General features: G+C 35.5%; 15 protein-coding genes. All 15 read right to left on the reverse strand.

What is annotated here, in order from left to right; genetic code table 11:
• Positions 1–125: 125 nt before the first annotated feature.
• The gene (recO, locus tag ABE048_RS13605; protein WP_430311802.1) at positions 126–944 is read right to left on the reverse strand and encodes a DNA repair protein RecO; all 819 of its coding nucleotides are present in this window, start codon (positions 942–944) and stop codon (positions 126–128) included.
• A gap of 20 nt (positions 945–964) precedes the next feature.
• Positions 965–1,876: a GTPase Era gene (gene era, locus ABE048_RS13610; protein WP_430311803.1), complete on the reverse strand. Its 912-nt coding sequence runs from the start codon at positions 1,874–1,876 to the stop codon at positions 965–967.
• Complete coding sequence (locus ABE048_RS13615; RefSeq protein WP_430311804.1) at positions 1,863–2,270, reverse strand: cytidine deaminase; 408 nt, start codon at positions 2,268–2,270, stop codon at positions 1,863–1,865. The genes era and ABE048_RS13615 overlap by 14 nt, the downstream gene beginning before the upstream one ends.
• Before the next feature lie 10 nt (positions 2,271–2,280).
• Positions 2,281–2,643 carry a diacylglycerol kinase family protein gene (locus tag ABE048_RS13620; protein WP_430311805.1) on the reverse strand — a complete coding sequence of 121 codons (363 nt, stop codon included), beginning with the start codon at positions 2,641–2,643 and terminating at the stop codon, positions 2,281–2,283.
• The gene (gene ybeY / locus ABE048_RS13625; RefSeq protein WP_430311806.1) at positions 2,630–3,118 is read right to left on the reverse strand and encodes an rRNA maturation RNase YbeY; all 489 of its coding nucleotides are present in this window, start codon (positions 3,116–3,118) and stop codon (positions 2,630–2,632) included. The genes ABE048_RS13620 and ybeY overlap by 14 nt, the downstream gene beginning before the upstream one ends.
• A gap of 16 nt (positions 3,119–3,134) precedes the next feature.
• Positions 3,135–5,261: an HD family phosphohydrolase gene (locus ABE048_RS13630; protein WP_430311807.1), complete on the reverse strand. Its 2,127-nt coding sequence runs from the start codon at positions 5,259–5,261 to the stop codon at positions 3,135–3,137.
• Positions 5,262–5,462: 201 nt separating this feature from the next.
• Positions 5,463–6,428: a PhoH family protein gene (locus tag ABE048_RS13635; protein ID WP_430311808.1), complete on the reverse strand. Its 966-nt coding sequence runs from the start codon at positions 6,426–6,428 to the stop codon at positions 5,463–5,465.
• 11 nt (positions 6,429–6,439) lie between these two features.
• On the reverse strand, positions 6,440–7,549 hold the full coding sequence (locus ABE048_RS13640) for a sporulation protein YqfD (protein ID WP_430311809.1): 1,110 nt from the start codon (positions 7,547–7,549) through the stop codon (positions 6,440–6,442).
• Between the two features lie 5 nt (positions 7,550–7,554).
• Positions 7,555–7,794 (reverse strand): hypothetical protein, encoded by a 240-nt coding sequence (locus ABE048_RS13645; protein WP_430311810.1) that lies wholly within the window; start codon positions 7,792–7,794, stop codon positions 7,555–7,557.
• Between the two features lie 50 nt (positions 7,795–7,844).
• Positions 7,845–8,294 carry a hypothetical protein gene (locus ABE048_RS13650; RefSeq protein ID WP_430311811.1) on the reverse strand — a complete coding sequence of 150 codons (450 nt, stop codon included), beginning with the start codon at positions 8,292–8,294 and terminating at the stop codon, positions 7,845–7,847.
• 33 nt (positions 8,295–8,327) lie between these two features.
• Positions 8,328–9,332 (reverse strand): flotillin-like protein FloA, encoded by a 1,005-nt coding sequence (gene floA / locus ABE048_RS13655; RefSeq protein ID WP_430311812.1) that lies wholly within the window; start codon positions 9,330–9,332, stop codon positions 8,328–8,330.
• Positions 9,333–9,342: 10 nt separating this feature from the next.
• A complete protein-coding gene (locus ABE048_RS13660; protein ID WP_430311813.1) occupies positions 9,343–10,098 on the reverse strand; it encodes an NfeD family protein in 756 nt (251 codons plus the stop codon).
• A gap of 89 nt (positions 10,099–10,187) precedes the next feature.
• Positions 10,188–12,182: an ABC1 kinase family protein gene (locus ABE048_RS13665; protein ID WP_430311814.1), complete on the reverse strand. Its 1,995-nt coding sequence runs from the start codon at positions 12,180–12,182 to the stop codon at positions 10,188–10,190.
• Positions 12,183–12,477: 295 nt separating this feature from the next.
• On the reverse strand, positions 12,478–12,651 hold the full coding sequence (rpsU, locus tag ABE048_RS13670) for a 30S ribosomal protein S21 (protein WP_004227078.1): 174 nt from the start codon (positions 12,649–12,651) through the stop codon (positions 12,478–12,480).
• A 118-nt stretch (positions 12,652–12,769) separates the two neighbouring features.
• The gene (deoC, locus tag ABE048_RS13675) at positions 12,770–13,438 is read right to left on the reverse strand and encodes a deoxyribose-phosphate aldolase (protein ID WP_430311815.1); all 669 of its coding nucleotides are present in this window, start codon (positions 13,436–13,438) and stop codon (positions 12,770–12,772) included.
• Positions 13,439–13,881: the final 443 nt, after the last annotated feature.

Genomic DNA, 13,881 nt, shown 5'->3' on the forward strand with positions numbered 1-13,881 from the left:
AATTCCACATCATGCAGCAACCCATATTAATACTATTAATATTTGTATTTAATCACTTTTCACCCTCAAATTTTATATTTTAACTTCGTTATATCCAATATAAATAAAATCCAAGCAATGAATGATTATTCTTCATCATTTGCTTGGATTTCTTTATCTTTATTATCAATATCTTTCTTTTCAAAATGTGCATCAAATAACAATGGCGTTCTTTCCAATTGCTCTATAAACGTACGACTTTTAAAACGCATGCCGGTTTGTTCTTCGTAAATTGTTGTTACGATTTTGCGTATAAAACCTTTTGTTTCTTTTTTTAATGTAAGTTTCCCAATTTGATCAATTGGTACGTTATAAAACATACGAATGAGCTTCAATTGTGTTGGTGTTAGGCGAATGAGATAGGGATCTTGATGGAAGCATCGATGGCATAAGAATCCACCTTGTGTAAATGAAAAAGCAAATTCGCCTTCCACTGCTCCGCAGCTTGCACAAGCATGTAAAATCGGTTGAACTCCAGTATAAGGGAGCATCTTCCACTCTACGAACATAGCAATGGCTTCTGGATCATAGCCCTCTTCTATCGCATGAAGTCCCTGAGATAGTACATCAAATGCATAGGGGTCTGGTTTCTCTGATTCTACTAAACGATCCACAATTTCAACAACATAGCTAGCATAAGCTGTTGCTACAATGTCTTCCTGAATATGGCGCATGGATTCCAAAGGTTCCCCTTGTTGCAATGTCCCCATGCCACGACCTTGTTGAATCATAAAGGTACCATGTACAAAGGGTTGGCTAATTGCCGCTAAACGACTAGAAGGCTTTTTAGCACCTCTAGCCATTGCTGCAACTTTGCCAACCTCTCTTGTCATAAGTATGACTACTTTATTTGTCTCACCATATGGTCGTGTTTTTAAGACAATGCCTTCCCATTTATTCAGCAATTGTCTTCACTTCCTATTTTTTAATATTCATCATCACGGTATCCGTAATCACGGAGTTGTGATGCACGGTCACGCCAATCTTTTTGGACTTTTACCCAAAGTTCTAAATACACTTTACTGCCAAGTAATGTTTCAATGTCCTTACGAGCTCGAGTACCGATTTCTTTTAACAAAGCACCACGTTTTCCAATGACAATCCCTTTTTGTGAATCACGTTCAACAATGATAGATGCATTGATTCGTACTAAATCTTTGTTTTCATCTTTTGCAATTTTTTCAATTTCAACTGCAATTGAGTGCGGCACTTCATCGCGTGTTAAGTGAAGCACTTTTTCACGAATTAACTCAGCAATGATAAATCTTTCTGGGTGATCTGTTACTTGATCTGCAGGGTAATATTGGGGACCTTCTGGTAAATATTTTTTCAATGTATCAAGTAAATGTTGTACATTGTTACCTTGTAGTGCTGAAATTGGAATGATTTCTGCAAAATCAAATTCAGCTTTATATGATTCGATAATTTCAAATAACTCATCAGGGTGAACTGCATCAATTTTATTTACTACTAAAAAGACAGGTGTTTTCGTGCCTTCTAGCATTTCCATTACAAATTTGTCACCTGCACCAAGTTTTTGTGTAGCATTGACCATGAACATAATAGCTTCTACTTCACGTAAAGCATTTTTTGATACTTTTAGCATGAATTCTCCAAGTTTATGTTTGGGTTTATGAATTCCCGGTGTGTCGATGAAAATCATTTGTGAATCGTTCGTTGTGTAAACACCTTGAACTTTGTTTCGAGTTGTTTGTGGTTTGTCACTCATAATAGCAATTTTTTGACCAATTACATTATTTAAAAAAGTGGATTTCCCTACATTTGGACGTCCAACAATTGTGACGAAACCTGATTTAAAACCTTTATTTTCCTGCATTCATTAAATCCTCCGGTGAAAAGGCGCCTGGTAACAACTCTGCTACAGTTGTTTCTTTTACGTCACCTTTCATATTTGTTAAGTATACTGGCATATTCGGTGCACAAAATTCTGAAATAACTTGTCGGCATGCGCCACATGGTGAACATGGACCTTCTGTATCTGCAACGATTGCGATGGCTGCAAAATCTCTTTCACCTTCAGAAACGGCCTTGAACATCGCTGTACGCTCTGCACAGTTCGTCATCGAATAACCAGAGTTTTCAATATTACATCCTTTATATACTTTACCATCAGCCGTTAATAATGCTGCTCCAACTTTAAATTTAGAATAAGGCACATATGCTTTTTCTCGACCTTCTCTTGCAAGGTCCATTAACTGTTCTTTTTCCATTTCATACACCTCAAATCCATAAATTTATCCATTTTGGTAAAAAGATAAGTATACCGATTATAACACTTGCGCATGCAAAAACAAACACAGCCCCTGCTGAGATATCCTTAGCAGCTTTTGCTAATGGGTGTTTTTCAGGAGAAGCTAAATCGACAACTCGTTCAATTGCTGTATTAATCATTTCAAGTGACAGCATGATTGTGATAACCATGACGAGAATCATCCACTCGATTTTAGATAACCCTGTAAATGCACCAGCAACAATAACAATGAAGGCCACCATTAAATCAAAGCGAAAATTTTGTTCGGCCATGACTTGTCTAATGCCTTCAATGGCGTATTTAAAAGAACGGAAAAACTTACGCACGTCCATTATGATCACGAGTTAATCCATAAGATTCTAAAATCTCATCTTGTTTCCCGAACATTACTTTTTCATCTTCTGGAACCATATGATCATAGCCAAGTACATGAAGGAAACCATGTACTGCAAGGAAGCCAAGTTCACGGTCAAATGAATGGCCATATTCTTCCGCTTGTTCTCTTGTACGATCAATTGAAATAATGACATCCCCTAAAATACGAGGCATTCCTTCAGCTATGATCGGTGTTTCTCCTTCTCCAACTTCTTCAAGCGCAAAAGAGATGACATCTGTTGGTGCATCTTTGTGACGGTACTCAAGATTAATTTTGTGGATTTCTTCATTAGTTACAAAGGTAATGGAGATTTCAGTACCATCTTCAATATTTTCTACTTTAGCCGCATGTTGTAAAAGATTTTCAACTAATGCAATATCAGATTCCTTTACTTTTCCTGTTTCATCTAAAAAATCAATATTTAAACTCATAATGTGCCTCCTAGGCTTATTTTGGCTTCGGATATTCGATACGTGAATGGAAGATTCCATTTAATGTTTCACAAAAAACATGTTCTACTGTTTTTAGTTCTCGGAAAGAAAGATCACATTCATCAAACTGTCCATCCTGCAATTTGTCTTGTACGATATTGTGAACAAGCTGCTGAATACTCTCTGATGTTGGGTTCTTCATCGAGCGAACAGCTGCTTCAACGCTATCTGCTACACTTATTATAGCAATTTCTTTCGTTTGTGGCTTCGGTCCAGCATAACGAAATGATGATTCTTCCACATCCGGGTTCGTTTCCTTCTCTTTATAGTAAAAGAATTTCACTAAACTTGTACCATGATGTTGTCTTGCAATATCTACAATTTCTTTTGGCATTTTATGTTGCTCTAATATTTTAGCACCATCTTCAGCATGTGCAATAATAATATCTCTGCTTGTCTTAGGTGGCAATTGGTCATGAGGATTGATTCCTGACATTTGATTTTCTATGAAAAAGCCAGATCTTCTTGTTTTACCAATATCATGATAATAACATCCAACACGAGCAAGTAAACCATCTGCCCCAATTGCTTCGCAAGCTGCATCTGCTAAATTCGCTACCATAACACTATGATGATAAGTGCCAGGTGTCTCCACTAATATTTTCTTTAATAATGGATGATTCGGATTTGATAGCTCGATTAAGCGGTATGTTGATAACATTCCAAATGCTGATTCAATAAATGGTAATAAACCGAGCGTTAATGCCCCTGATAAAATGGCAGAAACAATGGCCGCAATGAAATAGTAAACCAATTCTTTTGCACCATAGTTAGATTGCGAAAGCAGTAGATAAAATGCAATAAAAGCAGTATTAACTACCGAAACATTTAGACTAGTCGTCATGACACTGGATCTTCTATCAGCATTTCTCATGAAATAGATACTAGCGAATCCGCTGAATATAATATACAAAGATACTTCCATCTGAATAACTGATGAATAACCTTCTTGGAATACGATTCCACCAACCGCAGCAGTCATAATCGTTGTAAGTATGGCAATACGTTCATTGACTAATACTCTTATAAGCATCGGTACAATTGCTGCTGGGAATAAAAATCCGATCATGACATCAAACTCACCTGATACTAAATCTAATAACTCCATTACAATAATTGCCGGAAGATAAATGATTATGGTGATGATTAAATTACGTGTTTTTAGTTTTGTATCTTCCTTCCAATTATAAAATGCTGCATAAAAGAAAGTCATTTGTAATAAGATAAACAGCCCTAAACCTACTATTGGCTTAATCGATTTTTTATTAGATAGCATACCCGTTATTTCAAGTTGGTGGTAAACGTCGCGATCAATTAATTGTCCCTCTTGAACAATAATTTGACCTTGTAAAATTCGAGTTGGATCAACATTTGCCTTTTCTTGCTCTATTCTTTCTTTCGTTAGTTTATTATCTTTCTTTTCGGTTTCTACGATTGAATTTCTCGCTATTGTTATAGCAATTGAACGAAGATTATCCGGTATTGTAAAACTATCTCGAACCGATTTTTCTACACTTGCTTTAGCATCAACAACATGTTCTTGACGAATTGGTTCAGATAACTTTTTAGATACAATCGATGTTAATGCATCCCGAGTTGCAATGAGATCTTGCTCATCTTGTGATAATAATAATGAAAGTTCTTGAGTTGTAAATCGGATAGTTTGTCCATTCGTATCAATCTCATCTAGTTTCTCTCTCAAACTCTTAATCTGTTCTGCCTTTAGATCCTTATTTGATTTTTTCTTAACATCTTTTATAGTTTCTTTGACTTCAATTATGTAATCGAATGTAGATTTAATGATGGCCGCTTGATTTTTTCCGATATCTGGAGAAAATGAGTAGACAGGATCTACTTCGTTCGCGACTCGGTTTCTATCTTCTTCCGTTCTTTCTGTATCTTCTACTGTTTTTACAGATCGGATTGTTTCAGGTGATAATTGAAATAGTTTAATATCATAGTGTTCTCCTTCAATATCCCGTATCATTAGGAAAAATTGAATAATACCTGTAATGGCTAATAGACTTGCTAAAAGTAAAGGAAAACGTACATATTGGTGTAGTGTTTTAATGAAATTAATCACTACGCCACCTCCTGTCTCCTATTATCATACCAAGTGTCAGATTATTTTCCATAATTATTTAGTATTAAATAGTAATTTTATTTTATTTTTCTATAATTTGGCAATAGGTGATTGGCGTTACTCAGAGTTAGATTGAGTCCCGGCCAAGCTTATATAGCAAAAAAAATCAGAAGTACAAAATATTGCACCTCTGATTTCATATTATTTATTTTCTGTTTCTTCTTCGTAAGCTTGAATAATTTTCGCAACAAGTGGATGTCTTACAACATCTGCTTGTTCCAACATTCTGAATTCAATATCTTTTACATTACGTAGCGTATTTTCAGCACTTATTAGACCTGATTTTGCACCTTTAGGTAAGTCAACTTGTGTTTTATCACCAGTTATAACCATTTTAGAGCCAAATCCTAGACGTGTTAAAAACATTTTCATCTGAGCTTCTGTCGTATTTTGTGCTTCGTCTAATATAACAAAAGCATCATCTAACGTACGTCCACGCATATATGCAAGAGGGGCAATTTCAATTGTTCCACGTTCAATCATACGTGCTGTTTGTTCTGCTCCTAAGACATCATGTAGCGCATCATATAACGGTCTTAAATAAGGATCAACCTTTTCTTTTAAATCCCCAGGTAAGAAACCTAGGCTTTCACCTGCTTCAACTGCTGGTCTAGTTAAAATAATCCGTTTAACTTGACCATTTTTCAAAGCTTGTGTAGCCATGACTACAGCCAAATACGTTTTCCCTGTTCCAGCAGGTCCAATGCAAAAAACCAAATCTTTATGTCGAATGGCTTGAATATATTGTCTTTGCCCAATTGTTTTTGCACGGATTATTTTTCCTTTTGTATTACGTGCAATCACTTCATCATAAAGCTCAGAAAAATATTCAACTGTACCATTTTTAGACATTTCCAGTGCTGACACAACATCACGTTGATTAATGTTAATGCCTTTACGGATTACCTTTAGCAATTGTTGTACTAATAAACTTGCTTGCTGTTTATTGTCTTCTTCACCAACAATGACAATAGAATCGCCACGAGTAATCATTTGAATTTGGAAAGCTTCTTCGATTAATTTTAAATTGGCATCAGAAATGCCTAGAAGCATGACTGCTTCATTTGGATCTTGCACTTGTAATTGTATAGGTTGTTGTTCTGTCATGCCAGCTCTCCTTAGTTAATCGCTTGTTTAATTGCAATATTTTCATTTACTAAAAACAATACTTTCCCTCTAACTGTATCATTATCAATTGTAACATTCAAAAGTTTTTCACGCTTTACTACGGTTTTTGGTGGCAATTCCTTTACATATTTTTGATGCAAAAGTGGGATAACAATATCTTCTATTGATTTATCGTCGAGGATTACATTTTTTTCAATTAATTCTTGTTGTAAGTATACCTCACCTATTGCTGAAAACCAATTTGGTAATTTCACAACTTTCCATTCATTTTCACTTTTCTTTTCATTTGCCCAACGGAAATGATATGTTTTTTCTCCCATGGTCTGGTAGGTGATTTTCTTAGGCATTGAAAAATCTGATTCAATCCAGTAGTCCGCGTATACTTCTCCCTCTGCACCATAGACAATATCTTCTTCTCCACGCTTCAAAACACCTGATACTAATAAATCACCATCTTTAACTGCATCATTTTCATCTACAACACGTTCTCCCTTTTCTAAATTAAAATGTGTAATTACTCCGCTTTTATTTGCAATTAAATTACCTTTTACAGTATCGTTCGTTACTTCGTTTTCAATTTTTGGTGCTGCTAAGGGCTCAAAAATCAACTTACTTCCTCTTCGATGGATATGAACCCAAGATAAATCTCGATGTTTTGATAAAATATATTGCCGTATTAAAGAATCATCAGGTTTATCCTTTTTCATAAATGGTCCTGCCAAGTGCATTTCTTGTAACGTTGCTGATAATTGCTCAGATTGTTCTGGTGTTGCATTATCAATAGATACTTGCCATATCCATTGGGAAAATAGAAAAGGAATGGCAAGTAAGATTGCTAATCCTGCGTAGACAATCCACTCTTTACGTAATACTTGATCATCATCTAATGATTCAATACGAAAAGATACACCATATTGATAACGTAAACTCCGAATGGTCGGTAGATGTTTTCGAACCGTGTGGAATGTCACTTCGTTTTCGGTTGTTGTAAGGTTACGCAATACGATCTTGGATTTTGTCAGAGCGGTCAAAAAAGCTGGAAGTCTTTTAGTTCGTTTGATACGAATTCGAACAATACGATATTCTCGACTTTTTTTCATACATCCTAATCCTCTATTCTGGTAAGCTCAATTTTTTTTAAATTGGTCATGTCAAGTGCCAACAATTCATCTCGAAGAAGTTTTACATAAAAGGAATCTGCTTCAATTTTAATGCGGTAATCTTCATGCAAAAAAATCATGTGGTGGTCTGAAATCGTTTCAAGCATTAAATCTCCTCTGATTCTAATTTGCTGGAAGTTTTCAATTTCGATCAGAGGCATCACTCGTAACAGCCTTTTCGACATAAAAAACCCCCTCTCTTTTTAGCATATGCTTCAAGAGAGAGGGGCATGTGTTATCTTTTTGATTTGGGTGGACCTAAAATTTCAGCCATTACAAATGCTTGTGCCAATTCTTCTGGATTTTTTGGAAAATGAAATCCGGCTGAGTCCGTGTTACCTTTTTGCGAAACAGTTATTTTTGCTGATGTTTGAGGGATTGAATTTCGTTTAGATGGTTTTCTCTCAATACGTTCAACCATTTCTTGTTCAACTGGCTGCTCCAATTTGGCTAATTGAGTTGCCTTCTTTTTTAATTCATCAGATTCAGGTATTTTTTTCTCAATATCCTGAAACACCGTTTTTGTATATTCTTCCATTTTACGCATCGTTTGCTCTAATTTCTTAGGTCCTACACGTTGCGGTTGACGATTTATTGGTGGAGGTGTTTTCGAAGCTTTTTCATCTTTGTTTTTTAAGAAATAACCTATAATTGAAGAGATGATTATGATAATAATCGCTTCCACAAAAATAACCACCTTTCATCATTTACTACATTATTATTCATGTGTTTTATTATTTGTATCACCATTTTGATTCATCTTACCAATGGAATCACGCATTCCTGTATCTGCTTGAATATTTTTGTAGTTCATATAATCCATAATTCCGATATTCCCAGTGCGAAGTGCTTCAGCCATAGCCATTGGAACTTCTGCTTCTGCTTCAACCACTTTTGCTTTCATTTCTTGTACTCTAGCAATCATTTCTTGTTCAGATGCAACTGCCATAGCACGACGTTCTTCCGCTTTCGCCTGAGCAATGTTTTTATCTGCTTGCGCTTGCTCGATTTGTAATTCCGCACCAATGTTTTTACCAACATCAACGTCTGCAATATCAATTGATAGTATTTCAAACGCAGTACCTGAGTCTAAGCCCTTTGACAATACTGTTTGAGAGATAGAATCTGGGTTTTCAAGTACATCTGTATGACTTTTCGAACTACCAATTGTACTTACAATCCCTTCACCAACACGGGCAACGATTGTTTCTTCACCAGCACCGCCGACTAAGCGATCAATATTAGCGCGAACTGTAATACGCGCTTTTGCTTTTACTTCAATACCATTCATCGCAACACCTGCGATAAATGGCGTTTCGATAACTTTTGGATTTACTGACATTTGTACTGCTTGTAACACGTCACGTCCAGCCAAATCAATTGCAGCACAACGCTCAAATGTTAGCGAAATATTGGCGCGGTGAGCTGCGATCAGTGCATTCACAACACGATCGACATTACCTCCTGCAAGATAATGGCTTTCAAATTGGTTAATTGTTACAGGAAGACCTGCTTTATGAGCTTTGATTAAAGGATTGACGATACGTGAAGGAATTACTCGACGTAAACGCATCCCCACTAACGTGAAAATACTTACTTTAACACCCGCTGCTAATGCAGAAATCCAAAGTGCAACTGGTACAAACGTAAATAATACTACAAGTGCTAAAAATACGACTACAATTCCGATAATTGTAGCAATTAAACTACTTGTTAAAACCATTTTTATCCCCCTAAACGTTATGAGACTCTCGTACAACTATACGAACGCCTTCTACTTTAATAATTGTTACCTTTTTATGGGCATCGATATAGCCACCTTCTGTTACCACATCAATTCGCTCTTCTCCAAGCATTGCTGTACCTGAAGGACGGAGAGGAGTCGTTGTAATCGCTTCCTGCCCTAATAACTCTACCCGATTTTTATTTGATACATAGCCTTTCTCAGTATCGGTTGAATCGTTTAAAACCATTTTGTTGAAGATATTTAACTTTTTCCCAAAAAATTTCATCATAATCACCATTCCTAAGACAGCCACGATTAAGGCTGTCAAAATTGCATAAGCCATATGCATCGTATCTGTCCCTGAACTTAGTAAACTCACAATAATTGCTGCAAATCCCATAATACCCAATATTCCGCCTGGCACAATCAACTCTAAAAGCAGTAACAAGACACCTAAGACTAGTAAAAGTATACCTTGCCAAGTTGCATATCCTGCTATCATATGAGTCATGTAAAAAAATGATAGTGCTAAAATACTCAAGATGCCACCGAAACCAAAATGTGGCGAAAATACTTGTAAGACAATACCAATACTTGCCATGCAAAGTAAAAGAGTTACAGCAAATGGGCTTGTCATACATAACAACCAATCACTAGTTTGCTTAGTATCAATAACGGCAGCATGGACAAATATTGGATTACTTGAGACTGCAATACATAATACAAATAATATGGCAATTATTATTATATTTATTTTTCGCATCAAATAATATTCCTCCCCCTCCCTTCATCCAATAAATCTCATCACTTTAACATACGAATGATGATGATATAAGTTTCATTTATTTTCAGTTATGCTTTTTTGGAACTCCTAATTGCGTGAATTGAAAGGCGAACAAGGATGACTGCACTAAGGAATAGACCTAAGAATGAAGCGGTATTTAAATAGATTGCAGAAGCAGAATTGATAAATTGCGAAATGGCTAATAAAGAAACTGAAATAACGCCAATGGTAATCCCCACAAACAACAACATAAAAAGAGATAACCAACTATTCACAAATGAACTACTAGCTTTTTCTGAAAATACATCTAATTTAACTGTAACTTTTCCTTTTTCAATAGCCTCTACCATACTTTCGAAACGACGAGGTAAATCTTGTAAAGTTGGAATGAGCATAACCAGTTCTTGTTCTAACAGCTCTTTGACATCTCTTATACTAGATACTGGTAAAAAATCTTTTTTATTTTTTGCAGTAAAACGTTTTGCTTCATAGAACAGGTCATAATCAGTGTCTAGAACATTTAATGTACCTTCTAACGTAATTAGAGCCCGTAAAGCAACGCCTACCATTGGATAAAGATGCAACTCAAATTTTTGAATAATCGAAAATAGACATTGTACTAACTCTTCAGCTGAAATTTTATCCAAATAAGATAGTTGGATTAGCAATTGACTAATGGCTTGTAAGAGATTTTCCTCTTCATGAATTTCCCCATCTTGCACTAAATGTTTAAGCCCTTCTAGTACAATCCTAGGGTCATTTCTTTCAATGCCTATAAATAATGTACGAAGCCCTTGTTGTTGAATAGGACCTAGTCTTCCTACCGCTCCGAAATCTAAAAAGCATGCTTGTCCAGTTCGTTCAAGTATATAGATATTTCCTGGATGAGGATCCGCATGAAAAACTCCTGTGATGAGCAATTCTTGTAAGAAAGTATCATAAATTGAGCTCAATAAATCCTGTTCCTTAATACCATGTTGTCTTAGCAATAATTTACTATCACGTATACTGACACCATGGATAAACTCAATAACTAAAATCATTCGATTGCTATATTCTTTGTAGACTCTTGGAATTTTGACACTATTTTTCTTCTCGTTGCGTAATGCATTTGTTACTTGTTCCATATTTCTTGCTTCAATTTCAAAATTAATCTCTTCTCGAAGACTATTCGCAAATCCCGTAGCTAAATGATGCAAGCCTAAATTTTCTGCCCAAGAAGATTCTTCAACAAGCCATTCTGAAAAGTGTAAAAGAATATCTAAATCTTGATTCATCACTTCTGTCACGTCTGGTCTTAATAGTTTGACAATTACTTCTTCTCCTGTTTCCTTTAACAAAGCTTTATGCACTTGACCAATTGACCCCGCTGCCAAAGGTTTTTCATCAAACCGCTTGAACACCTCTTCAAGTGGTTTGTTAAGTCCTTTTGCTAATTGTGAATGTAATTGGTCAGCGGTCATCGTCTTGACATTTTGCTGTAATTTTGAAAGCTCTTCGATAAAAGCAGATGGTAATCTATCTTTCCTAGTTGAGAGAACTTGTCCGAATTTGATAAAGATTCCACCGCACTCTTCTAACGTATTACGAAGTGTTATGGCTAAGTATCGATCATTTTCATACGATCTTTTGTACTTTAATGTACGCCCTACACCTTGCTTAAAGGCTATTCTGAAAACTTGAGTAAGGCGTCTTTGGCGTCTCCAAGTTCCACGTACTCTTAAAATAATATTTCCATTTCCAGTTAGTCTTTCTCCACGTTCTCCTAATTTGATTGGGTCAAAAAGCTCCAAAATTAAATAAAACAGCATCGTAATAAGTAACATACTACCAATCCATACAAGTGTACCAATATTCGTTACTTCATGGATCATATCTTGTTTTGGAAAATCGGTATATCTTAAATAGGAATACCAATAAATAAATGTAGTAAAAACGACACTGAACGTAGCCGAAAGCACTTTTTTAATAAAATTTAGCTTTGTTCCGATAAGACGTCCACTAACAAAATAGATTAAAATTCCTATTAAGATTAGCTGTAAAGCTGTCCATAGATATTGCATGGAATCACCTTCATGGTTATTTTTTTCTATATGTATATTAAAACATAAAGTGCTTGGTAAGGCTTGTTAGAACATCCCATTATGTGACATTAAATGCTATCAGCTGAACTGCTCCCTAATTTTTTATCATTTTATTTTGAAATATTCGGAACCGTTTTTCAAATACTGCCCTAATTTATAACATAACAAATAAGCCGAGAAATCAATTAAGATTTCTCGGCTTAGATCATTTGCGAGTGTTAAATAAATCATGATAGTGCGTGTTTAGAACGTAGGGATTGTCTAGGAATTTAAATTACCACTTACGTTTACGTGCAGCTTCTGATTTCTTTTTGCGTTTTACGCTAGGTTTTTCATAAAATTCGCGTTTTCTTACCTCTTGAATTGTACCACTTTTAGAAACAGTACGTTTGAAGCGGCGAAGAGCATCTTCAAGCGATTCGTTTTTTCTAACGACAGTTTTTGACATCTCTCTTTCCCTCCCTCCGAACACACGTCAAAGCACAACAATACGAAATAACGTAATAACGTTGTGTACTAAAGAATTATAACTTATTACTAGGTTTAGGTCAATACTATTGGGCGAATTAATAGTCTGTTTTTGAACTTTGGCCTTGCATAATTTTAACACCAGAGCTTGCACCAATACGTGTAGCTCCTGCAGCTACCATTGCTTCTAAATCTTCTAAACTTCTGACACCGCCAGATGCTTTTACGCCAATTTTAGGACCAACTGTTTTACGCATTAATGCTACGTCTTCTGCAGTTGCACCACCAGTAGAAAAACCAGTAGAAGTTTTTACAAAATCTGCGCCAGCTGCAACAGACAATTCACAAGCTTTTACTTTTTCTTCGTCTGTTAGTAGGCAAGTTTCGATAATGACTTTTACTAAAGTGCCATTTGCTGCATCTACTACAGCTTTTATATCACTTTCAACTACATCAAATTGACCGCTTTTTAAAGCACCGATATTGATCACCATATCAATTTCATCAGCACCATTAGCAATTGCATCTTTTGTTTCAAATGCTTTTGTAGCACTAGTAGATGCCCCTAATGGGAACCCGATTACTGTACAAACTTTTGAAATAGCACCTTTTAATTCTGTTGCTGCAACACTTACCCATGTAGGATTTACACAAACTGAAGCAAAATCAAATTCTTTTGCTTCTGCACAAAGCGTAATAATTTGTTCTTCAGTTGCTTCTGGTTTCAATAATGTATGATCAATATATGAAGCATAGTTTTTAGACATATTAGAAAACTCCTTTATATATAAAGATGTACGTACCTCTCAAGTCTATCATGATTCATTATATCTTTTCCACTAAAACAAAAAATAAAACATTCGACAAAAATAATGAATATTTACTAGTTCTCATTTTCGTTCAACACTAAACTTTCATATTCTGAAAATCTATATTAATTTCTTTGATTTTCTTTCAAATTAATCATTCATGAGATTTTCACTCGAATCTGCAAAATTCATATAAAATACGCGAACAATTAATAATAGCCAATTTTGGTCATTGCAACGCTTTCGACTGCGACTTCTCGAAAATGCATTCGCGATTCCTTCGTGCCATGTTAATTCAGTGCGGTTATTCATAGTCCTACAGGAAATGTTTGTGCTGAAAAAAGCGTTTAAATACAGATATTAATAGTATTAATCTGTTTTCTACATGATGTGGAATTAGC

The sequence above is a fragment of the Rummeliibacillus pycnus genome, from assembly GCF_050459865.1.
GTDB lineage: Bacteria > Bacillota > Bacilli > Bacillales_A > Planococcaceae > Rummeliibacillus > Rummeliibacillus pycnus_B.

Excerpts from the sequence above, each read along its gene's own strand:
- era (WP_430311803.1), bottom strand. The coding sequence starts at position 1,876 with ATGCAGGAAAATAAAGGTTTTAAATCAGGTTTCGTCACAATTGTTGGA.
- ABE048_RS13615 (WP_430311804.1), bottom strand. The coding sequence starts at position 2,270 with ATGGAAAAAGAACAGTTAATGGACCTTGCAAGAGAAGGTCGAGAAAAA.
- ABE048_RS13620 (WP_430311805.1), bottom strand. The coding sequence starts at position 2,643 with ATGGACGTGCGTAAGTTTTTCCGTTCTTTTAAATACGCCATTGAAGGC.
- ybeY (WP_430311806.1), bottom strand. The coding sequence starts at position 3,118 with ATGAGTTTAAATATTGATTTTTTAGATGAAACAGGAAAAGTAAAGGAA.
- ABE048_RS13635 (WP_430311808.1), bottom strand. The coding sequence starts at position 6,428 with ATGACAGAACAACAACCTATACAATTACAAGTGCAAGATCCAAATGAA.
- ABE048_RS13640 (WP_430311809.1), bottom strand. The coding sequence starts at position 7,549 with ATGAAAAAAAGTCGAGAATATCGTATTGTTCGAATTCGTATCAAACGA.
- ABE048_RS13645 (WP_430311810.1), bottom strand. The coding sequence starts at position 7,794 with ATGTCGAAAAGGCTGTTACGAGTGATGCCTCTGATCGAAATTGAAAAC.
- floA (WP_430311812.1), bottom strand. The coding sequence starts at position 9,332 with ATGGTTTTAACAAGTAGTTTAATTGCTACAATTATCGGAATTGTAGTC.
- ABE048_RS13660 (WP_430311813.1), bottom strand. The coding sequence starts at position 10,098 with ATGCGAAAAATAAATATAATAATAATTGCCATATTATTTGTATTATGT.
- ABE048_RS13665 (WP_430311814.1), bottom strand. The coding sequence starts at position 12,182 with ATGCAATATCTATGGACAGCTTTACAGCTAATCTTAATAGGAATTTTA.
- rpsU (WP_004227078.1), bottom strand. The coding sequence starts at position 12,651 with ATGTCAAAAACTGTCGTTAGAAAAAACGAATCGCTTGAAGATGCTCTT.
- deoC (WP_430311815.1), bottom strand. The coding sequence starts at position 13,438 with ATGTCTAAAAACTATGCTTCATATATTGATCATACATTATTGAAACCA.